This is a genomic window from Paraburkholderia atlantica, assembly GCF_009362785.1.
GTDB lineage: Bacteria > Pseudomonadota > Gammaproteobacteria > Burkholderiales > Burkholderiaceae > Paraburkholderia > Paraburkholderia atlantica.
Genome location: NZ_WHNQ01000018.1, coordinates 1 through 21171 on the forward strand (window position 1 = coordinate 1; position 21171 = coordinate 21171).

The 21171-nt window shown below is 59.3% G+C and carries 16 protein-coding genes and 3 pseudogenes; 12 read left to right on the forward strand and 7 right to left on the reverse strand.

Going from position 1 to position 21171, the window contains the following annotated elements; translation table 11 throughout:
* Nucleotides 1-521, forward strand: a 521-nt coding sequence (locus GCT19_RS23670; protein WP_152853262.1) for a protein mobD, incomplete at its 5' end; no start/stop codon positions are given.
* A pseudogene (locus GCT19_RS23675) lies at nt 514-1273 on the forward strand (hypothetical protein). The gene GCT19_RS23670 and the pseudogene GCT19_RS23675, both read left to right, overlap by 8 nt.
* Before the next feature lie 219 nt (nt 1274-1492).
* Here GCT19_RS23675 and GCT19_RS23680 read toward each other — a convergent pair.
* Both GCT19_RS23680 and GCT19_RS23685 read right to left on the reverse strand, forming a co-directional pair.
* Nucleotides 1493-2326 carry a DUF932 domain-containing protein gene (locus GCT19_RS23680; RefSeq protein ID WP_026228251.1) on the reverse strand — a complete coding sequence of 278 codons (834 nt, stop codon included), beginning with the start codon at nt 2324-2326 and terminating at the stop codon, nt 1493-1495.
* Nucleotides 2327-3123: 797 nt separating this feature from the next.
* On the reverse strand, nt 3124-3462 hold the full coding sequence (locus GCT19_RS23685; protein WP_018433276.1) for an RNA-binding protein: 339 nt from the start codon (nt 3460-3462) through the stop codon (nt 3124-3126).
* A 399-nt stretch (nt 3463-3861) separates the two neighbouring features.
* On the opposite strand from GCT19_RS23685, the gene GCT19_RS23690 reads away from it, so the two are divergent.
* The gene (locus tag GCT19_RS23690; RefSeq protein WP_084598314.1) at nt 3862-4128 is read left to right on the forward strand and encodes a hypothetical protein; all 267 of its coding nucleotides are present in this window, start codon (nt 3862-3864) and stop codon (nt 4126-4128) included.
* Between the two features lie 112 nt (nt 4129-4240).
* A complete protein-coding gene (locus tag GCT19_RS23695; protein ID WP_018433274.1) occupies nt 4241-4825 on the forward strand; it encodes a hypothetical protein in 585 nt (194 codons plus the stop codon).
* Nucleotides 4826-5337: 512 nt separating this feature from the next.
* Here the strand turns inward: GCT19_RS23695 and GCT19_RS23700 are convergent.
* Nucleotides 5338-6375 (reverse strand): LuxR C-terminal-related transcriptional regulator, encoded by a 1038-nt coding sequence (locus tag GCT19_RS23700; protein ID WP_152853263.1) that lies wholly within the window; start codon nt 6373-6375, stop codon nt 5338-5340.
* A gap of 697 nt (nt 6376-7072) precedes the next feature.
* On the opposite strand from GCT19_RS23700, the gene GCT19_RS23705 reads away from it, so the two are divergent.
* A complete protein-coding gene (locus tag GCT19_RS23705) occupies nt 7073-8305 on the forward strand; it encodes an ABC transporter substrate-binding protein (protein WP_018433272.1) in 1233 nt (410 codons plus the stop codon).
* Between the two features lie 65 nt (nt 8306-8370).
* Here GCT19_RS23705 and GCT19_RS23710 read toward each other — a convergent pair whose 3' ends face one another.
* The 3 genes from GCT19_RS23710 to GCT19_RS23720 all read right to left on the reverse strand — a co-directional run bounded on the left by GCT19_RS23710 (nt 8371) and on the right by GCT19_RS23720 (nt 13187).
* Nucleotides 8371-11694 carry a tetratricopeptide repeat protein gene (locus tag GCT19_RS23710; protein ID WP_321576858.1) on the reverse strand — a complete coding sequence of 1108 codons (3324 nt, stop codon included), beginning with the start codon at nt 11692-11694 and terminating at the stop codon, nt 8371-8373.
* Between the two features lie 397 nt (nt 11695-12091).
* Nucleotides 12092-12445, reverse strand: coding sequence for a DUF1428 domain-containing protein (locus tag GCT19_RS23715; protein WP_018433270.1), 354 nt, complete (start codon nt 12443-12445; stop codon nt 12092-12094).
* 364 nt (nt 12446-12809) lie between these two features.
* The gene (locus tag GCT19_RS23720; protein WP_152853264.1) at nt 12810-13187 is read right to left on the reverse strand and encodes a hypothetical protein; all 378 of its coding nucleotides are present in this window, start codon (nt 13185-13187) and stop codon (nt 12810-12812) included.
* A 370-nt stretch (nt 13188-13557) separates the two neighbouring features.
* On the opposite strand from GCT19_RS23720, the gene GCT19_RS23725 reads away from it, so the two are divergent.
* From GCT19_RS23725 to GCT19_RS43495, 7 genes and pseudogenes are all read left to right on the forward strand, one after another.
* Nucleotides 13558-15270 carry a recombinase family protein gene (locus GCT19_RS23725; protein ID WP_184128969.1) on the forward strand — a complete coding sequence of 571 codons (1713 nt, stop codon included), beginning with the start codon at nt 13558-13560 and terminating at the stop codon, nt 15268-15270.
* Nucleotides 15173-16021, forward strand: coding sequence for a ParB/RepB/Spo0J family partition protein (locus GCT19_RS43490; RefSeq protein WP_265102375.1), 849 nt, complete (start codon nt 15173-15175; stop codon nt 16019-16021). The genes GCT19_RS23725 and GCT19_RS43490 overlap by 98 nt, the downstream gene beginning before the upstream one ends.
* Nucleotides 16018-16998 carry a plasmid partitioning protein RepB C-terminal domain-containing protein gene (locus GCT19_RS23735; RefSeq protein WP_152853266.1) on the forward strand — a complete coding sequence of 327 codons (981 nt, stop codon included), beginning with the start codon at nt 16018-16020 and terminating at the stop codon, nt 16996-16998. Before GCT19_RS43490 ends, GCT19_RS23735 begins: the two co-directional genes overlap by 4 nt.
* A 392-nt stretch (nt 16999-17390) precedes the next feature.
* A pseudogene (locus tag GCT19_RS23740) lies at nt 17391-17594 on the forward strand (IS110 family transposase); the annotation flags it as partial.
* Nucleotides 17595-17908: 314 nt separating this feature from the next.
* Entirely contained in the window at nt 17909-18031 is a 123-nt protein-coding gene (locus GCT19_RS44420) for a hypothetical protein (protein ID WP_260185328.1), read from the forward strand.
* 225 nt (nt 18032-18256) lie between these two features.
* Entirely contained in the window at nt 18257-18796 is a 540-nt protein-coding gene (locus GCT19_RS23750; RefSeq protein WP_026228249.1) for a MarR family winged helix-turn-helix transcriptional regulator, read from the forward strand.
* Nucleotides 18797-18923: 127 nt separating this feature from the next.
* Nucleotides 18924-19138, forward strand: a pseudogene (locus tag GCT19_RS43495) (DDE-type integrase/transposase/recombinase); the annotation flags it as partial.
* A 228-nt stretch (nt 19139-19366) separates the two neighbouring features.
* Here GCT19_RS43495 and GCT19_RS23760 read toward each other — a convergent pair.
* Nucleotides 19367-21118: an FAD-binding protein gene (locus GCT19_RS23760; protein WP_018433261.1), complete on the reverse strand. Its 1752-nt coding sequence runs from the start codon at nt 21116-21118 to the stop codon at nt 19367-19369.
* Nucleotides 21119-21171 lie beyond the last annotated feature (53 nt).

The window sequence follows — 21171 nt, forward strand, 5'->3', positions numbered from 1 at the left end:
TCGAATGTGGGTCGTGCGATCTCGATGACGTGAGTGGCTGGATCGACTTCATCAATTTCTGCGACCGGCATCGTGATGCGACTGTCGTGGTGAACACCGCAGCGAGGAGCCAGACTGGCGTCGCGCATTATGGTGGGACGCTTGCTGGTACGCTAGATGAGCTGGCACGGCAGTTGGTTGTGCTGTGGGTGATCAATCGGCAACGCGACAGTCTGGAACTGCTGCTCAGGTTCGGTGCCACGTTCCCGAATGCAGTGACGCATGTGGTGCGTAACGGCTATTTTGGCTCGCCCGAGAAATTCACCCTGTACCGGGATTCGCAACTGAGGAGAGCGGTCGAGGAGCGGGGCCAGTCGCTGGATTTTCCAGATCTCGCGGATCGCGTCGCCGATGAACTGCGCAGCCAGCGCCTGTCGATACGCAAGGCAGCGGAAACGATGCATATCGGCGAACGGGCCGAACTGCTGCGCTGGCGCGCATTGTGCGGATCGATGTTTGCCAGGGTGACAGTCGATGGGTAAGAGTCGAGGCGGGCCGCGTGACACGCTCGCCCGCCTGTTTCTCGACGTCACGGGTGAATTACCGGACGATGCCAGTGTCCTGCGAATGCGGCGGGTGTCAGGTGCGCTGAACCTGCGCGATAACGATGCACTGTGGTCTGTGCTGGTTATGCTCGAATACTACGGGCGGCTCTACGAGGTCATGCCGGAACGCATCCGGCGGGCGGGGCGGGCAGTCTCGATGTCGTGCGGACAGAGGCGCGCGCAGCCACTGACGTGCTGATGGCACAGCATCGTGATGCGCTTGCGCGCTGCAAGGCGACGATTGAACTGGCCGAGCGGATGACCGGTGAGCACGAGGCGCGTTACAGGGCCGCACTCGCGGAACTCGACAGGCAGGCATTGTCTGTTCTGGTTGAACGGGCAAGCGGCCGGCTTGCGCGTATGGTGGGAAACCGGCTCGTGGCTGTGACGGCGATGGCGGCGCGTGAACAGCGGCAACGGCTTGATGCGGCGGCGGCCTCATGTGAGCGAGGCGTGATGCGGCGGGTAGTCAGGGCGTGCTACGGGCTGATGGTCTGCGCGCTGGTTGTGTTGCTGCTGGCGGCGGGGGCTGGCTGGTGAGCTGAAAGTCATCTGATGCGGTAGGCTGTGTGACGTCTACTTGTGCGAGTCGCAGTTCGTCGGTGTCGCCGGCCATGAACGCGGCGGCATCGCGAAGCATGCGCGAAGGCGGGTCGTTCTGGTCGACCCTGATCACCGGTACCCTGTAACCATTATCCTCTGCGGGGGCGAGTGCCACGTCGTAGTACTTGCCTCTGTTTTACTGCAGGTCATTGACCGTTTCGACAGTTTGGGCTTGCGTGATTGACTCCAGAGTGGGAAACAAGGTGGCGGCCCAGCACTGTGTGACCGCGCCGGGACGTGACCCGGAGGGCGTCGTAGCGAAAAGACTGAGAACGGGGCGGCGTGGGTGCGCCGCCACCGGATCGTTATGCCTTCAGCTGGCGCATGGCATCCGCGAGCATCCAGAGCGCTCGGTTGAGCTTCACGTTCTGATCGATGCCCGTGACGGGGCGCGTGGACATTGCGCGGCCCGATCGCGAGCGGCCGTGCAGTCCACCCTTCGTCAGGTTTTCCTGCACACGGTTAAACACGGTCCAGAGGTCATCGCGGCGATCCTCGAAACGGCGGGGCACCAGTAGCTGGCTTTCAGTGACGGGGGGCGGTGCCTCGGCGTCGGTGGGGTCGTAGCGCAGGGCAAGGGCGGAGCGGGCGAATGCATGCTGCTCATCGCGGTTCAGCTCGACGTTGCGCATGCCGTCCTTCTGCTCGCGGATCAGGTCGATGCCGTCGAGCACGTCGAATGCGCCATTGATGACGTTCTGGATGACGTTGCCTTTGTGTGGCACGCGGATATCGGCGATGTTCTCGCCCGCGATCATGCCGTTCTGGCAGACAAACCGGAATGTGCCCGCCAGCATCTGGTAACTGCTGGTGCCGTCGTGCGAGTTCAGCAGCACGATTTCGTTGGCTTCCTCGCCGGTGATCTGGTCGGCATGGCGAAGCCGCAGCATGTGTTTGGTGAATTCGCGCTTGCCCTGATCGCGCACGCGGGTCTGGCAGATCATGAACGGCTGAAACCCTTCGTTGCGCAGACCGCGCAGGACGTCGATGGTGGGAATGTAGGTGTAGCGTTCGGAACGGCTTTCGTGCTTGCCGTCCGCGAAGATGGAGGGAGCAACCCGGCGAATCTGGTCGTCTGAGAGCGGCGAGTCAGCGCGCAGCATCGGGGAGCCGTAATGGAAAGAGGAAGCGAGTTGCATGGCAATCTCCACAGTCAAGGTTGAGGACCTGAACCGGGCGAGGGGAGGTGCCTTGCCATTGCGGCTGGACACTTCCCGGTGGAACTCGGGGTTGGCGTTGCTGCCGCCAGGCTCCCGGGTTCCCGCCCGTGCGACTTGAGGAGCCGATCGCGGGCGGGCGTCAAGGAAAAAGGCGAGGGAGGGGAGCGGGCAACACGGTCCCTCGCCCCTTGATGCGCGCCCGTTATCGGCTACGGTCGCGGGTCAAGGGCGGGAACCCGGGAGCCGGGTGTAATGCCATGCTTCGGGTTGACCGGGCATGCAGGCGTGGACCTACAGGCGCCACCGCGTAGGGCACTCCTCGATAGAATGCGACGGGATTGACTGATGTGGCTGGAGTTGATGACCGACGATCGGCGCCATCAGGTGATTTACAACCGTGCGCGGCGGCAGGCCAGGATGCGCCTCGAGTAGCTGTATTGATGGCAGTCGTGCGGCCCGCGACTCCACGGCTGCGTGGCCACGGTCTCTCATAGCGGCGGGATCGGGACCTTGCCGACACCGCGACACGGGGCAGATTTCGGCCAAAGCCGACAGTGGCCGATCAGGAACGTGTGACCGTTCTAGATCGCTTCACCGACATTCGCGACCCGGTGCCGGCGTATGTCAGCTTTCCTTATTGGCGAACGAATCCTCTCGACCCACTCCGGTCAGATGACCTTCTCGGAACCGGTCAGTCAGCTGAACCCAGTTTTTGCGAACCGGAGTGCGCATAAGCGGCCGTTGGCGACTTCACCCAATCGACCCTCAAGAGCCCTTCAATCCCCCGCACCCTGTATGGCTACTTTCGAAGTCGAACCGTCATTCGTAGGATATCGGTCGGAAGTGTCGGGGGTTGGAACGGATCGGAATAGCCGCACGCGCCCAATATTCAAGAACACGCTTCGATCGACGAAGCTCCGGTCTTTCGAGACCGATCGGTCCACCGCAAATGCTGAAATGTGGATTGCATCAGGGCGGCGGGCTAACACCTGTGCAGTTTCACGCAGCGTCATGACGCCGCCCAAGGCAGGCTCGGGGCTAACCGGCACAAAGTGGTGCAGGAATAGCAATTTCTTGTAGACGCGGACCACCAGGTTCTCAGGCACTTCGAGCATCTTTGCCTCATTCGCGAGGTCCCTGATGCACGTCGTCCGATGTCAACGGGCACGTCGATGCCGTCCGCCTGTGAGCATCCGTTGCGGACATCTCGCCCGATCGACGAAATTCACGCGTCTGGCCGGTCGCCGCGCTGAGGCAGCGCCTATTACGAAAGGTATATGGGCGACGGTGCGTCCACACACCATACTCGGTTCATCAAAATTTGCCACGCAGGAGCCGGGCACAAAGCGGACGACCAGAAAGCACCGCGTACGGCACCAATCAAGAAGCACAGTCCACGGTAGTCGAATCGAATCGTCATGCAACTTTATGATGCGTTCCTGTCGAGCGTGGCGAGACTCTCGCCCGGTCCGACGCAACCGAGACTGCGCCGATACTTTCCCAAGGAGATTCACATGAAGACAGCACTGCTACTTATCGGTGGAGTGATCTGTATGTCCGCCTGGCAGGCGAACGCTGCAGATACCATCTCGAATCCGTCGCCGGCAACGTCGGAGACTGTGATTACTTCGCAAGGTCCGGACTTTTCTGGTCACTCCGAGTCGGGCGGCGTTGCCGTTCCCCATGAAAAAAGCCGGGGCGCAGTTTATCAAGACCTCGTGGACTCGAAGAATGACGGTCAAGCCGCGCGCATCCAGCAACTTTACAGAGGAAGGAAATGAACTGCACCGCTACCCTCGGCTGGGCGACTCAACTTGAGGGCCGAAGGCCGACCGCTAACTGGCCTTGCGCAGCGTGATATTCAGCGCCCGATTCGCTAGTAAGGAGATGACCATGAAGATCAAGCATTTAAGCATGGCGTCGGCAACAGCCATCGCACTTCTCACGCTCAGTGGTGCCGCCCAGGCTGACGGCCACGGCGGCCACGGCGGCCTTTGCTCGAACGCAACGCTAAAGGGACCGTTTGGGTTCATCGGTCACGGAGAGATTCTTGGATTAATAGGTGCCGATGCTAAGGTGCATCCGTACGCCGCCCCGTCGATCCTCGATGACGTCGCCCTTGTGACGTTCGACGGCGCAGGCAATTTTTCACGCACCGACTTCGGCGTTATTGGCGGGTTACCGAAAGGTGGGCAGATTACCTTCAACCCGAACCAGACCGGCACATATACGGTGAACTCCGATTGCACCGGCACCATGAAAATCTTTTATACGGCCGGCGGAGCCGTGCCGGCCGGCGTCGAGACTGATCTAAACATCGTCGTCGCTGCCGACGGGACGCTCGTCCAATCCGTTGTCTACAGGGCGGTCACCGCGTCAGGCCAGACCCCGGACGGCATAACGTGTCCACCGCAGTGCGAGCAAGGTGTGCAAGAAAGCTTTGAGGGGAAAAAGGTTCTGGTCTACGGCTTCCGTTAGTCGAGTCCCGGATGAACTCACGCTCGCAAATGGGCTAACCATGAGTCGGGCGGTGCCCCACCCTGGCCGCGGGTTTCGGAGCCTTTAATGCGGGCGCCTTTTGCCCGACGACCGGGGCACTTCACCGAACTTTCGCAACATGGAGGGCGCCGGTGCCCGTGATGCTGGCAGACACCGATGCCACCAACATGATCGTGGCGACCCACGGAGGCGGGCGTATTTCGACATGATGGCGAGCGTAACTCAGTTGTTGGGGGGGCGGACGTTCCAACGTCCCACGTGAAGGTTGAACGTCTACGGCCGACCGATCAGTGCCTCACGCCACCGCCTGTGATCTACCCCTCAAGAGCCCTTCAATCCCCGGCAACCCGTACGGCTGCTTTCGAAGGATGGTGTTTGAAAAACTCGCAGAGCGGCGGTCGCGACCTGCCCGGAGAAAAATCGACATCCCAGATCGGCCGGCGAGCCGCTCGCGAACCTCGGTCAAGGGTAAGACCACCCACCAAAACCTGCTACCTGGCCTTGCGCGCCAAGTCGCTAGCTCCCAGTCGGCGGGCGAGAAGATGAATCAGGTACATTGCGAACTCCGGGTCTTGGTAGTAGAGTCGTATTGCGTCGGCCGCAGAGGCCGAAAGGAGGTCGCAGTCGCTCTGGCAGCGAGCCGTGCAGGTGCGCCGATGGTCGGGAGAAAACAGGCCGATCTCCCCCAGCATCGTGCCGGGCCCTACCTCAACTCCGAACTCCAGCAGTCTGACCGTCCCGCGCACGACATAGTAGAGCGCATCGCTACTGGCATTCTTGTGGAACAGGGTTTCTCCGGCTTTAGTGCGAGCTGGCGTCATATGGGCGAGCAGTCGTGGCACTGAAAGCTGGTCTTCCAGCGCCTGATGAATCTGTACGTCGCTCACTTCCTGCAATCGCGCCGCCGTCATACTCGCCTGGCCGCGGCTGGACACCTTCAGCGCCTTGTAGACCGAGTGCAAGTGCACCTTTACCGTCCCTTCCGTGATGTTGAGTCGCCGTGCGATTAATTTGTTGGGCTCTCCTCGTGCCGCCAGCGCCAACACCTCAACCTGACGTTTTGTCAGTGCGCCGGGGGTGGCGTGGGGCGTCGCATCGGGCGGGCGCCGTGCCTGATCGGGTGGTGAAGCAGCGTCCGGTATGAAAGTGCGCAAGGCTGGTGGCAGATGAGCATGGCCTGCGAGCACGTGACGCAGTGCATCCAGCAGCACATCGGCACATTCCGCTTTGCCGACGCAGCCGCCCACGCCAGCTGCAAGGAAACTGTCGACACTGCGCGAATCGATCGCCGTCAGTAGCACGGCGACCGGCAAATCTGGCTGGATACGTCGCACCACATTGACTGCATTAAGCGCTTCGCGAATGTTGTCGCCATCCAGCACGAGCAGATCAGGGATAGATCCGCGCTCAAGAAGAGCAGTCGCGGCGTAGTCGGTACATCGCACCTCGACGCGGGTGGCCAGTTCAGCGAGAAGGCGCGCGACGCCATCCCGAAACAATCCAGTCGGAGCGACGAAAAGGACAAGCATAAGCCAAGGTCTCTTCCGTTGCGACATCGACGCGCGGCTAGGTCACCCGTCTATCGTTCTACCGCGAAGAGCCGGCAATCACCCGCCCGCCCTTCAGCGAATGAATTCTGCGGCCCCGGAACGACCATGCTGATCTGGGGTCTATCGCTAGATCCAACGACGTCCACAATTAGAACCGCAGCTTGTGCAGAAATTCTAAGCCCCGGAATTAGCGATGCCAAGGCAAATTGGCCGGTCGCAGGTCAAAAACCCTCTGCCCACTGGAGCGGCGCAGCCGGCTAAGTCCGATGGTCACGCACTCTCTCACCTGAGCCTTCGGACACAAGCTGTTAAATGCTCGGTGGAAAGCGAGTTCAACACGCTGGGATGCTTCCCCTGGCCGCGTTCCGATATCAAACCCAAAGATAGGAACCAGAACCGCCTGGTATCGACTCTCGAATCGGCGCAATATCTGGAAGAGATATCGCGGCTGCAATCAAGACGCCGTATGTTCCGCACCAACGATCAACGGAGATCAGGTTTTCCATCGCAAGGCGCGACCGATACGAAAAGTAGTGCTACGCAGGCGTGCGTTGTTCGATGACTCATGCCGATGGAAAGGCGGTTCAAGCACGAGGAAAGGCCAGTGTCAGAGTTCTCACACGAGACAAAAGCATCGCGCGGCCGGCGATCGCAACTGCCCCGTAGGAGATCGAAGATGTCATTGCAGGTACGTGCCTCCTTCGCGCTGGGCATGATTGCGGTAGCGCTTTCGTTTGCAGGTATCGCAGTAGCGGCACACGCCGACACGGTCCGAATCACCGTCTCGCACTATAGTGACGCGACTGGCCCATACTTCAACAAGATGGCTCAGGAGTTCGAGAAAGCTAACCCTGGTACGACAATCAAGATCGAAGAAGTAAACTGGGACTCGCTGCAGCAGAAGCTCCGCACGGACATCATGGGTGGCGCGAACTCGGATCTCGCGATTGTCGGTACCCGCTGGTTGCTGGACTTCGTTGAGGACGACGTCGCTGAGCCGCTTGATAACTACATGGACGCGGGCTTCAGGGACCGCTTCATTGGCCAGATTCTTGCGCCGGGTGAAATCAAAGGCAAGGTGTATGGCTTGCCGATCGCTGCTTCAACACGCGCGCTGTACTACAACAAGGACCTGCTTGCGAAAGCGGGTTATCCGAACGGACCGAAGACCTGGAACGATGTAATCGATGCGTCGAAAAAGCTGAAAACGATGGGAATCGCCGGCTTTGGTCTCCAAGGTAAAGAGATCGAGACGGATGTCTATTTCTATTATGGACTCTGGAGTTACGGCGGAGACGTGATCGGCAAGGACGGCAAGGCTGCGTTCAATTCGCAGGCTGGCGTGAAGGCGGCAACGCTGTACAAATCGATGATAGACGAAGGTCTGACCGAACCGGGGGTCACCGGGTATAACCGTGAAGGCGTACAGAACCTGTTCAAGCAGGGGCGTGTGGCGATGATTATCTCCTTGCCTTTGCTGTCGAAGCAGATCGCGAAGGAGGCGCCGAATCTGAAGTACGGTATCGATCCCATTCCGTCTGGAACGACGCAGGCCACCTATGCGGTGACCGATTCAATCTTGATGTTCAAGAACTCCAAGGTCAAGAAGAGTGCCTGGAAGTTTCTCGACTTCCTCTTTACAAAGGGCCCGCGCATCGAATTCTCGAAGACCGAAGGCTTCCTGCCCACGACGAAGGCCGAAGCCAGCGATCCGGCGCTCAATAGTCCGGACACCAAGGCGTTCATCGCATTGTTGCCGAACGCCCGCTTCGCACCGACTGTCACAGGGTGGGAAGACACCGGGAAGGCCGTGTCGGATGCCTTGCAATCCGTCTACCTGGGAACGGCTCAACCCGCCGCGGCACTGAACGCGGCAGCCAAAAAGGCAAACCGGTCGCTAGGCAAGTAATGCGACTGCGGTAATCGGGATTTGATGCAGCCCAGCGCGCGAACGGTGCGAGGTGAAATGACTTTCTACCTGGCGATGGTTTTTATGCCCATCGCCCGGCAAAGCGAGGTGGCGTCTGCTGCATGTTGCTCGGCCAATGCTTCATTTCCTACCATCTTTTGCAGCCGAGAAAGTCCATTCAGGCACTGTGCTTGCACCGGACGCATTCCAAGCTCGTGGGCGATCATCAACGCCGCGCGATAGTGACTGTGAGCTTCCTCAATCTTTGCTGCGGTAGCGCTGCCATCCCAGACAAGATCCCCCAACAGCTGCCAGGCATAGGCTTCATTGCCTCGTTCGCCGGAGGCTTGAGCAAGGTCGATGGCGTCATGGGCATGAGTGAGGGCTTCATCTCGTTGACCAGCTAGCTGCCATACTCGACCGAAAAGTGCGAGCACTAGCGACTGTCCGAACATTAAATTACTCGCCGCTGCTTGGCGAACTGCCTCTTTCAGAAGAACCAATGCCTCATCGGTCCGGCCTAGTGATGCATACGCCGCCCCCAGACAGGAGGCTATCCGGGGAATGAAGATCGGAAACTCAGCGCTCTTGCACATGGCCAGTGCCGGCTCAAGTGCCTCGACAGCAACGTCGAAATTGCCTTGAATAAGGTGCATCCGTCCGACACCGTGGCGAGCAAAGATCAGTTCCTCGGGCTCATTCATTCCTCGGGCCATGTCGGTCGCCTCCTGTCCACGGACGGCCGCTTCGTCGAATCGGCCTAGTTCGGCAAGACAAAGCACCAACCAGATACGACCGTTGACACGCGTGAATTTTACGTAAGACTCGTGGGGACCAATGCCGTGGCCAATGCCTTCATGGAGGAGATCTAGTGCCTGTCGAGCATGTACCATCGCGCGTTCATACTCTCCGCGGCCATACCGCGACCTTGCTAGCATCATTGAAGCCCACGCTTTCGCATCGCTGTCGCCTCGCCGCTCCGCCAACGCCAGGGCGCGTTCGCCTGCCTCGACGGCGCCGACCAAATCGCCTAACGAACAGAGCGTGAAAGCCAACCTTGATAGAACGCGCGATAGGCGTACCTCGTCGCCAAGGCCTTCGGCAAGATGTTTCGCGTTCTCCAGATTCGCTCGGTCCCGTATTAATTCTCCCAGCGGATATAGCGAGTGGTTAAGTTCCCATCGGGTGTCGATGATTTCACCAAGTATCTCGGCTGAGGACGGCATTGCCGCATAGGCAGTCAGGGCTTTCTCGAACAAAGCCGACGCCTCGCGATGAGCGGCGCGTTCTGCCGTATTGTGACCGGCACGCCGCCACAGCCGGGCCGCCTTTTCCGTCAATCCGGCCTGGGCGCAGTGTTCGGCCAGGATTTCCGGTTGTTGCTCCACTAGGTCAGAAAAATGATGCTCGAGCTCCATTGCGATGCGGGCATGCAGTTGCTGTCGCCTGTCCCGCAGCAGGGAGCTGTACGCGGCGTCTTGCACCAGGGCGTGCTTGAAGGTGTATTCAGCATCCGGCGGTGCGCCGTGCCGGAACAACAGCTCGGCACCGACGAGATGGTCCAATGCGTCGTCGAGGCGCTCCGCGGGCATCGACGCGACCGCGCTGATGAGCTCATAGGAAAATCGCCGGCCAATTGCAGCGCCGATTTGTGCTACATCCCGCACCGGGGCCAGGCGATCGAGCCGCGCCATCAGCGAAGCGTGCAGCGTCATCGGGATCGCCAGTGGTGGCAGCGGACGATCGAGGACGTAGCGTCCGTTCTGCTCGCGCAGTACGCCGCTCTCGAGCACTGACTTGGTCAGTTCTTCGACAAATAGCGGTATTCCATCCGTATGCTCGATGATCCGGTCTGTAATCTCTTTCGGCAGTGCCTTGCCAAGGGATATCCGCTCGATCATCTCGGCTTGCTGGCGAGGGTGCAGACGATTGAGAGTAAGGAGCATCACCTCTGAGCGGCCGATCCACCGCGGTACGAACTCAGGCCGGAAGGTGACAATCACCAGCACAGGCAAGGTTGCGATACGATCGACAAGCCGGTCTAGCGCTTCGAGCGAGCTGGGGTCGGCCCAATGCACATCTTCGAACGAAATCAGCAGCGGCTGGCGCATTGCCAGCCCCGTGATTTGCGCAATTATCGTGCTAAGCGTCTTATCCTTGTACTGTTGCGGCGTCAGGTTAAGTGCTGGGTATCGACCTTCCGTCGAGATTGATAGCAACGTCGCCACCAGCGAAGCAGCTGCGCCCAGATCGTCGGCGGCGAACGCGAGCACCGCTTCCAGTTTGTCGAGACGTTGTTCAGCGGTATCGCCCCGCCGCAAACCGGCCGCACGCTCGAGCTGGGAAATGAACGGATAGAAGGCACTGTCCTGATAGTGGCGCGAGCAGAAATACCGTACTCGGACGTGCGGCTCGAACTCGAGCCGCTCTTCAAGGGCGGCGGTCAGCCGCGATTTTCCGATGCCCGGCTCGCCCAAAAGGAGCACAACCTGCCCCTCACAGTTCTTCGCCCGCTGCCATCGGCCGAGCAACAGCTCGATTTCTTCGTCGCGCCCGACAATCGGCGTCAACGTGGGCGTGCGCAGCGCCTCGAAGCGGCTTTCGATCCCGCTGGGGCCGAGCACTTGCCAAACCCGCACTGCTTTGTCAAAACCCTTCACTGTCGCCAGACCCATGTCGCGGTAGTCAAACAGCCCGGCCGTAAGCCGCTGCGTGCTCGCAGAAATCACCACTGTTCCGGCCTCTGCCAATGTCTGCAGCCGGGCAGCGAGATTGGGTGTCTCGCCGACGACGCGGCGCTCCTGCACTTCGCCCTCACCGGTCAAATCACCGACTATCACTACGCCGGTAGCAATCCCGATCCGCACCCGCAAACTTGGATTGGTCCCGGCATCGCGCTTGCCGATGGCTTCGACCAGCGTCAGCCCAGCTCGCACAGCCCGCTCGGCATCGTCCTCGTGCGCCCGGGGATATCCGAAATAGGCCAGTACACCATCGCCCATGTACTGGGCAACGAAACCGCCGGCCGCGGTAATTACATCTGCAGAAAGCCGGTGATAGGCTCGAATAATCTTCCGCAGGTCCTCCGGATCGAGCCGCGCCGAGAGGGCAGTCGAGCCGACGAGATCGCAAAACATGACAGTGATCTGGCGCCGGTCCGCGTCATCACGTGGCACGGGCGCGGCCGCAACAGATATTGCAATGGCGCTGTCGCCAAGCTGCGCAATCGCACGCAGCATTTTGCGGCGATGTCCAAGCAAGACGCCAAGATCCTTGAGATCCCGGTCCGTGAGATCGCGAAGGACCGATAGATCGATACCATTCTCGGCAAAAAGCCGAACATACTCGGACAAGCCGAGTGATTCCAACCACTCTGCAATGCTTCCCACCGCCTGTCTCCTGAAGGAGGCTGCCTCAATGGTAGGAAAAATATTTCGTCCGCGCCTGTCGACAATCAGGCCGGGGCCGGCTGCAACCAAAAGCGATTGAGCCACCTCGTTGTGCGGTGCGGTTAACGTATGTTGTATTTCACCTCCTTTGTTGCTTGCCAGTGGGTCCGGGTCAAAACGTGCGTGTCAGGATCTCTCGCAGAGGCTGAGGTGCGGGCCGTCCTGCCTGGGTCGCAAGTCCGCGTCCGCTTGTGGACGCTCGACCGTCTCCCAGCGCGAGGGTCCGTTATTAGCGTAAGTCCGACAGGAGATTCACGCGTTGCATCGCGGATGTTCAATGCCAGGTCACGGCGTCGGTTCGCGTCTCAACGCGAACCGACGCCATGTGTTTCTGCCATCACGCGTCGACAATCACTTCGAAACCGCCATAGATTAGCCGCTGGCCGTCAAAAGGCATCGGGTCTTTATCCGGTTGCAGCCGGGGATCGGCCATTACCGCTTTCATTCCTTCGTCTCGCGACTGACGCGACCGCCAGACAACCCAGGAGAACACCACCGTCTCATCATCCTTGCGCTTGATCGCCATTGGAAACGACGTCACCTTGCCCTCCGGCACGTCATCTCCCCAGCATTCGACCACCTTCAACGCGCCGTGCTCCTTGAAGACGGCCGCCGCTCTTTCGGCGAACTGCCTGTAAACTTCGCGGTTGGCGGTAGGCACGGGGACAACAAATCCATCGACGTAAGTCATTCGCAATCTCCTTTTTCCCGTACGGACTATAGGTGCGGTCGGCAGCGCATCGCGACGCGACCGCCCATCCGCACGCCAAGCGGGGAGTCAAGAAATCGACAATAGTCGATTCCCTTGTACCGATAGCCCGCTTTGACCCTACCAACGTACCGCGCCACTGACGGTCGCTGTCGGAAGCGAAGGCCATGATAGCGGGATCTGTCCGCCTTTATAGAGCCACGTCACGATGTTGCGAACTGAAATTGACAATGCGAATTGGCGCGATCGGTCACTGTCGAGGCTAGTGGTGGCTTAGGCGGTTGCTTGTCGAATGCAACGTCGAAGCGGATCTCGTCGAACCGACCACCGTGCCCTGACTGTCCACTCAGGACTGGCCTGCGCCATGACGGTGTGTCATGTAGTCACCGCAAACAGCTACTATCTTTTTCACATTGGCATTGCGATAGTCAAGACGTGTCAGGGCCAAAATCATTTGAATTAGGCTGGCTTCATCATCGAACGGCGGTAATCCGAGAAACCGTTCAGCCATGTCGACCGAAAGCCGCGACAAGTCAGAGCGTTCCCGGGCACCGCAATTGCCACCGTTAGCGCAGAGCCAAAGCAGTACAGATTCGCAGATATGCGCTGGTTCAAGCCATTGCCCTGTTCTTGCACGCGCGATGAGTTGAACGACCACCAGATACGCTAGCAGTTCAGCTCGAGCTTCATCGTCCAGATTGTAGTGCAGGTCCTGCATTTCCATCGCTCCGTTTCCTGTCGCGCCCCTTCGATGAAGCCGTCCGATAGACGGGCGGAGTTATCGAGCCGATAATTTAGCGCGCTTTTGCCCTACACGGCGCAACACTGTGTTGCTGATCTGTCCGACAGCGAGCTGGCGAAGGAACAACGAAGCCGTGCGTTCACCTGGACGTAGCTTCGTTTATTTAACTGACTACGCGACTCGCGCTCTTAGGGCTCAAACGCAACAAAAAATTCATCTACGTGCCTCGCGGAGAATCCACGGGTCACGCAGCAGGTTGGCTGGCTGAAGGACCTGAAGTTTGACGTTTGCACTCCTTGACTTGCCTGTTGACCGGACTATCACTAATTACCGCGGAAGACAGGAGATGGAGATGTCCCAATGGGCTGGTACATCGCCCTCCCTCGCCGGCAGGTTCGCAGCACAGTATGTGCGCATGTCCACCGATTTCCAGCAGTACTCGACCGAGAACCAGAAACGGGTCATCGCAGAGTTCGCGCTCGCGCAGGGACTCACTGTCGTCGCAACTTACGAAGACGCCGGCAAAAGCGGGGTGTCGTTGAAGGGGCGGCAGGCTCTCGCCCAGTTGCTTCAGGATGTACAGTCGCCCAACTGTGCGTTCAGCGTTGTACTCGTGTACGACGTTAGCCGATGGGGACGCTTTCAGGATGTCGACGAGAGTGCGCACTACGAGTACGTCTGCCGAAAGGCAGGGGTGCAGGTCGTTTACTGCGCAGAACTGTTCGGCTGGGACGGCAGTCCGACAGCGGCGTTAATGAAAGCGCTCAAGCGAGCGATGGCGGGCGAATACAGCCGTGAACTTTCCCGAAAGGTTTTCATCGGTCAATGCCGGCTCGCCGAGCTTGGCTTCTGGCAGGGAGCACCGCCCGGATATGGACTGCAACGGCTATTGGTCGCGTCCAACGGAACCGTTAAGGGTATTCTGCGTCCGAAAGAACACAAGAACATCAAGACGGACAGAGTCATCGTAACGCCCGGTGAGGCTCATGAAGTGGCGCTCGTCCGGCGCATCTACGACTGGTACGTACATCAAGGACTCGGATGCACAAGAATCTCGGAGAGACTGAATTCGTTCGGGATCTGCAACGCGCACGGACGCCCATGGAATCCCCAGCTCATTACCAACATTCTGAGCGGAGAAAAATATATCGGAAATAATGTCTATGCCCGGACGTCACATAAACTCGATACCAACTGGCAGAGGAATCCCGCGTCGGAATGGACCCGTTCGGAGGGCGCCTTTCCCCCTCTCGTCGACCGCGGTACGTTCGAAGCAGCCGAACAAATCCGGACGCAAAGAACAAAGAATCTCAGCGATGAGGAGGTGCTGAACAAGCTGCGCGAATTTGTGCGGTCCGCCGAAGTCGTCAATTCGAGAGAAATCGACCGGACGCCGTCGATGCCAGCGGAAAACACCTATCGAAGGCGATTCGGCAGCTTGAATGTTGCCTATGAGCAGGTCGGCTACGAGCCACGTTACTATCGCCGGGGCCCTGAGGACTTTCATGCATCTCGAACCGCCCTGAAGCGCTGCATTGCAAGGACGACTGACGCGTTGGCCGCGCAAGGCCATCGTGTCGAAAAATCGATGGACGGAACCATGATCCGGGTCGATGACGAACTGGTTATCAGATTCTCCGTTCGCCTGCTACTTCAGTGCGACGGTCGCATCCCGCGCTGGCGGGCGCGGTGGCCGACCTACCGCTCCCCGGACCTTCTAGTCGTACTGCGGCTGGACTCCGTACTTGAAACCCCGCTCGACTTCTATGTTTTCCCGCGGGGCAGTCTGCCGCCCGGCTACGACTTTGCAATGTCAATCCGAAGCGGACGGAGCGGGCCGTTCGAGATGTTCCGGTATCCGGACGAAAGCATCCTGCTTGAACTGGCAGCGCGGACTCGCATGGAGGCATACGATGGAAGGCTATTCCCTTGTTTCAATCTCGGATATTCCGGTCAAGCAGATCCGGGTGCTGAATCCGCGGACCCGCAGCAAGCGCCAAAAGCAGGCGATGATGGAGAGCATCGCGGCGGTGGGATTGAAAAAGCCGATTACCGTGTGCCGTAGGGTGTGCTCCGAAGGTGCCGCCCAGTTCGATCTGGTTTGCGGTCAGGGACGACTCGAGGCGGTACAGGCCCTCGGCCATGACACCATCCCCGCACATGTTGTGGACCGGGCTCAGGATGAGTGTCTCGTCATGTCGCTGGTTGAAAACGTTGCGAGACGAAACCATAGTACTCTGGAGCTACTCAGAGACATTCAGAGCCTACAGAAGGCAGGATACTCGAACAGCATTGTCGCGGACAAAGTGGGCCTGTCCGTTGCCTATCTGGAAAACCTGATGTTTCTCCTGGACCACAGCGAAGAACGACTCATAAACGCTGTTGAAGCCGGGACCATGCCTATTGCTATCGCCATGCACATTGCACGGTCCAACGACACCGAGGTCCAGTCTGCGTTGCTGGAGGCGTACGAGAACGGAACATTAAAGGGCCCCCAGCTCGCAGTTGTCCGCAGGCTGTTGAGTCGACGCATGAAGTCGGGTGGAAAGATTTCGCCTGGGCTCCCAGGCCCGGCCGCTCCCCGTCCGCGCGAACTGGCTCCGGACCAACTGCGTCGTCTGTACATGCGCGAAAGTGACCGTCAGAGGGTCCTCGCAAAAAAGGTGGAGTTGACGCATGCACGGCTGCTATTCATTGTTCACGCGATGCGACAGTTGATGCGCGACGAAGGGTTCATCCGGCTGCTTGAGGAAGAGCGCCTCACGAGTCTTCCCCGAGTTCTGGACCAACGAATCCGCGCCGAGGGTCAGTCATGAACAAGCTGTCAGCGAATTCACTGAAGGTCGCCTTTGAAAGCCAGCCTGTCGTACTGGACCTGAACGCGCTCGAGTCACCACGGCCGCTCCCGACCACCGCTACGTCGAGCACAAAATTCCTGCAGATTCTCGCGTCCGTCGCGACTATTGGTCTCGTGGAACCCGTGATTGTGGTGCGCGTCGAAGGGAACGGCGACAGATTTCGCGTCCTCGATGGGAGACTGCGGATCGAGGCTCTGCGTCGCCTGGGGGTGAACGAAGCCTTGTGCCTGATTGCGACAGACGATGAGGCGTACACATACAACAAACACATCAGCCGGCTGACATCGGCGCAGGACGCACGCATGATTGCAAAGGCAATCGAGCACGGTGTACCCCGCGAACGGATAGCTTCAGTGCTAGGCATTGAGGTCACGACCGTAAAGCGCAGGGCGAGCCTTCTTGATGGAATTTCAGACGAGGCCGCTGCGCTACTTGCGGACAAGGCCTGTCCGGCAACAACTTTTAAAGCGCTGAAGTTGATGAAACCGCCCAGGCAGATTGAGGCTGTCGAACTCATGTGCGGGCAGGGAAACTTCACATCGGCTTTTGCGCGGGCGATTGTCGCGGCCACTCCGCCGGAGCAGCTTGTGGGTGGTGCTGGCGTTCGCGGGAAACGGGGCAAAGAAGTCTCAGAGCAGCTCTCCCATCTTGAGCGTGAACTGGCGATGCTTCAGACAACGGTCGCCCAGACAGACGAACGATATGGCATCGAGCATCTGCATCTCACGGTTTCCGCTGCTTACATTGCAGCGCTCCTTAGGAATGAGCGTGTTGCCCGTTGGTTAAACGACCATTATCCTGACTTTGCGACGCAATTCCAGACCCTTAGCCAGGAAGCGAGGGATGCACGGTCCGCATCTGATTCCAGCGGGCCAAGGTCAAAAAATTTTCGTCGGATCGGAGAAAAGCCGCCCAGCACTGCCGCACCTGGATAGCTTGCATCGCGGAGCAACGTTGTCGTCGGCATTTGCTTGTCGATGTCGATGTCGATGCCGATGTCGTCGTCGGCGGCATTTGCGGGGCGATGCGTCCACTGAATGCTGCATCGCAAAGCCCCGCCATCGTCAACCGCAAATCGCGGGCTCAATGTACCCGCCAGGCGCCGGTCGCGAAGTCGAGCATCCAACGGCATCTAACAGACCGGTCGTCTCCTCTGAGCCGCCTTTTTGGGGGAAGAATTCGGCCAAAGCGGTCATTAGTCCCCCAAGTGTCAGCGGCCGGTGTAGGGTCCGCCACCGGACAGAACATTCATCTGCCGTGATGCACGTTGAATATTGGCGAACGCGCATTCGGACGGTACTGGTGCTTCCTCATGTGCCTCGTCGCCCTGCTGGTCTTGTGTGCCCGAGCCTACATGAAAGGCCGAGAAAGACGAACCGGTCGCTTTGTCGAGTGGGTTCGCACGATGCTGACGCGTCGGCGTTCGAACGTAGTTGCGTGTGCGCTGGTCAACAAGCTGGCCCGAACCGCGTGGGCGATTGTTGTGCGCCACACCACGTTCAATCCCGAGCTCGCAGGCCTTCCGGTCTGAGTGAACACAGCATCTCCTATTTACGAAACACCTCATTGGTTTTGCGACGACTGAGAATGGATGACGTGAACGGCACACCGGCCTGTGGAACACCCTGGCAAGCAAAGAGGCTTTCTGAAGCCGCACGACTTTGTAGGAGCCACAGGCGCGAACTTCATCGTGGCGCGGGGAGCAGTTCCCACAACGACGCCGGATAGATTTAGGCAAGCCAATACGACATCAAGATCAGGGGTTGCAAAACTGGGGTGGACATAGATTGCTTTCATGAGCGCGAGATGCTTTCGCCGACTTGAAGGCAATCGTTGCTGGCCGCGATGAGCGACGTCGCACCCGATGAATCGGGCCTGGCCTCCGCGCTGGCCGAGGCACTCGTGCGGACGCGCACGCATGCGCAAGGTCCCGTGCAAGAGGAAGCTTTCGGCATTCTCGGCTCTTGATCCGGCTGGACTCTGGTTTCACGAGAAATTATTGTATGATTTCGTATGACAACGGATCGTTTTCAAAGAGATAGTTCCAGACGAAGTCGATCCATATCGAATAATATTTTGTGAGAAAGTCGAGATCAGGGACCTCTGGAATCCGCTGGCTAGCGTGACTGTCGCGCATCGTGCGCCGCTCGGATCTCTGGCCACTGGCTTGACCACGCGCCGAGGAATAAATGAATGGCCAAGACAAATTCGTCCGCAGTGAAAGCCGCCAAGGCCGCTCCTTTGCCTGTGGAGGTGCCGGTAGAGCGATCGTCGGATGTGTTTGATGATCGAGGCAGGACCGTTCCATGGATGGCGCGAACGATTCACCGGCTCTACGACGCGAAGTCGCAAAAGGTTCTCGATAGGGAAGGGCTCCCAATCGCCTACTGGTACTATCTTCGCGTGTTGGCCGAGCGCGGTGAGGTGAATCAGCTTGAGCTCAGCAAGCGCGTGGGTATTGCATCAACGACCGCGGTTCCGGCGCTCGACAATCTGGAAAAGCGCGGTCTCGTGCAAAGAGTGCGCGATCCACATGACAGGCGAAAGCATCTCATCAAGCTGCAGCCCGAAGGCAAGCGCCTGGTCGACGAATTGCTTCCTGAACTCACGGAAATGATCGCGGCGTCACTCGACGGCATTTCGCAAAGAGACATGACGGTGTTCTGGAAGGTCATGCATCAGATCGAAGCGAATCTGTTCCAGATGGCCCAGGGCGACACGGTCGTCGACTGATTCGCTCGCTCGCCGAAGCGGTCGGCATCACGGCGGAATGCAACTTCGGCGAGGTTGGGTCCGCCGGGGTCATTCCGATTCCGGAAGAGTTGGCCTACTGCCTGAAGACACACAGGTTCGATCCTCGAAATTTCTCAATAACCTGATCGAACAGGATCATCGCAACGTCAAGTCGAGGACAAATGTTATCCTCGGCTTCAAACGTTTCAGGAGCGCAACGATTACGTTGGCTGGCATCGAGTTGATGCGATGCATTCGCAAAGGGCGGTTCACCTCGCGAGACTCGACCTCAAGAATTCCTCTTCGCCTGCAATCTGGAATGCGGTCCTGTCAATTAAATAAGACATCCTTACCTATGCAAAATGATCGACCTGTACCGCCTATTTGCACCACATCCGATGATGGCAAGCACGCTGTTAAAGATGGCTTATTTCGGCGGCGCATACAGTCTGGACGGCGTTTGGCATGGGGAAGACTTGGATTGGCGAGTGCGAGCTAGCGACGGCCGGGCGAATTGGCCGAACCGGACACGCGGCAACGCGTGCCCAGTTGCGAATTGGTCTTCTTCGATCATGCGAACCCGATATCCTGGACGGACGACGAAGCGGACACCGAAGTAGAGGCGGCGGTCTGTCGAGGATCTGGCCGCGCCAGCGCCATCGCTGCCAGATATCCGAACGTGATGGCCGGCCCCAGCGTAATTCCCGCGCCGATGTAGTGGCCGCCGACCGGCGAGTTCATATCGTTGCCACACGCGAAGAGTCCGCGGATCGGGCGGTCGTCCTGGTCCAGCACTTCGCCCCGAGGCCCCGTGACGAGGCCCCGGCTGGTGCCGAAATCCCCCGGGACCAGCGTGACGGCATAAAACGGGCCCTGGGCGATGGAGCCGAGGCAAGGGTTCGGCTGGTGCGACGGATCGCCCTTGTAGGTGTTATAGGCCGATGTGCCCTTGCCGAAGTCCTCGTCGACGCCGGTTTGCGCGAAACGATTGTTGCGTTCGACGCTGCGCGCAAGCGCATTTGCATCGATGCCGAGCCTCGCGGCGAGTTCGGCGAGCGTCCGGCCGCTATGGAGATACCCGGCCTTCTCGTAGCGACGCAGCGACATGCCCGGAAGGATCACGCCGATTCCATATTTTTTCACTGCCGCCGCGTCGGCGACGAGAAACGCGGGGATCGCACCCGCGTCGAACATGCCTTGCGTGAACGCGTGGTACGACGTGGCTTCATTGGTGAACCGGTTGCCGTCTTTGCCCACGGCGATGAAGCCGGGCTTCGGGCGGTCGAGCATGAAGTGCCCCCACACCTGGCTGTTGCCTTTTTCATTGCGGTACACCGAAACGGGAACGTAGTAGCCGGTGTCGCGCGCGTTGTGGTCCAGCCGGCCGCCGGCCGAGACGCCGAGCCGGATGCCGTCGCCGACGTTGGTCGGCAGGCCGAGTCCGACTTCGACGGTCGGTTGACGCGAATGCTCGCGCCGCATCTCGAGGTTGCCGCTGTAGCCGCCGGTTGCAATGACCACGCCCTGGCGTGCGCATACGCGCATCGAACGGCCATCCCGAATTACTTCGGCGCCGACGACGACGCCGTCTTCGACGATCACGCGCGTGGCATGTGCGCGCAGCCAGAGCGGGATCTTTTTGTCGAGGATGGTCTTGTACAGACGGGCGATGAGTGCATTGCCACCGACGAGCCGGGTACCGCGGTGATGGCTCAGGCGGTCGACGCCATAGCGCAGAAAGCGCTTCATCACGTGGCGGAACGACTTCGCCGAACGCGTGAATGACAGGAAGTGATTCAGGTCGACGAGGTCGAGCATCATGCCGCCAAATGGCGCAAAGGCCGGCAGCGGTGCACGCAGATCCTTGAAATGCGAGCCGAGCTTGCGGCCGTCGAAATCCAGCGGCGCGTGCGCGCGTCCGAACATACCCCCGTCCGCTTCCGGATAGTAGTCCGGATAGTCCACCGCGACCACCTCCAGCTCGGAATGGCGCAACAGATAGTCGAGCGCGACGCGGCCTTGCGAGATATAGCTTTCCTGGAGCGAGCCGCCAACGGTGTCGCCGACCGTGGCGGCAAAATACCGTCGGGCTTTCTCGAACGAGTCCTTAAAGCCAGCGGCCTGCATCGGAGCGCTATCGACGAACCACATCATGCCGACCGACCACGCCGAAGTCCCGCCGACCTGGTCCGTTTTCTCGAGAACGAGCGGTGTAAGTCCTTCGTGATGCGAAACGATCGCGGCCGACATGCCGGCCGCACCCGATCCCATGATGATCACATCGACCTCGATATCCCATCTTTGCGTGCTGGCCGTACTCATGGCGTTTTTCCTTCCAGGAGTTGCAGGGAAACTGCTTGAAATTGCTATGCCAG

Excerpts from the sequence above, each read along its gene's own strand:
- GCT19_RS23700 (WP_152853263.1), bottom strand. The coding sequence starts at position 6,375 with ATGCTTGTCCTTTTCGTCGCTCCGACTGGATTGTTTCGGGATGGCGTC.
- GCT19_RS23685 (WP_018433276.1), bottom strand. The coding sequence starts at position 3,462 with ATGCTCGAAGTGCCTGAGAACCTGGTGGTCCGCGTCTACAAGAAATTG.
- GCT19_RS23695 (WP_018433274.1), top strand. The coding sequence starts at position 4,241 with ATGAAGATCAAGCATTTAAGCATGGCGTCGGCAACAGCCATCGCACTT.
- GCT19_RS23715 (WP_018433270.1), bottom strand. The coding sequence starts at position 12,445 with ATGACTTACGTCGATGGATTTGTTGTCCCCGTGCCTACCGCCAACCGC.
- GCT19_RS23750 (WP_026228249.1), top strand. The coding sequence starts at position 18,257 with ATGGCCAAGACAAATTCGTCCGCAGTGAAAGCCGCCAAGGCCGCTCCT.
- GCT19_RS23705 (WP_018433272.1), top strand. The coding sequence starts at position 7,073 with ATGTCATTGCAGGTACGTGCCTCCTTCGCGCTGGGCATGATTGCGGTA.
- GCT19_RS23690 (WP_084598314.1), top strand. The coding sequence starts at position 3,862 with ATGAAGACAGCACTGCTACTTATCGGTGGAGTGATCTGTATGTCCGCC.
- GCT19_RS44420 (WP_260185328.1), top strand. The coding sequence starts at position 17,909 with ATGAGCGACGTCGCACCCGATGAATCGGGCCTGGCCTCCGCGCTGGCC.
- GCT19_RS23735 (WP_152853266.1), top strand. The coding sequence starts at position 16,018 with ATGAACAAGCTGTCAGCGAATTCACTGAAGGTCGCCTTTGAAAGCCAG.
- GCT19_RS23720 (WP_152853264.1), bottom strand. The coding sequence starts at position 13,187 with ATGGAAATGCAGGACCTGCACTACAATCTGGACGATGAAGCTCGAGCT.
- GCT19_RS23760 (WP_018433261.1), bottom strand. The coding sequence starts at position 21,118 with ATGAGTACGGCCAGCACGCAAAGATGGGATATCGAGGTCGATGTGATC.
- GCT19_RS23680 (WP_026228251.1), bottom strand. The coding sequence starts at position 2,326 with ATGCAACTCGCTTCCTCTTTCCATTACGGCTCCCCGATGCTGCGCGCT.
- GCT19_RS23725 (WP_184128969.1), top strand. The coding sequence starts at position 13,558 with ATGTCCCAATGGGCTGGTACATCGCCCTCCCTCGCCGGCAGGTTCGCA.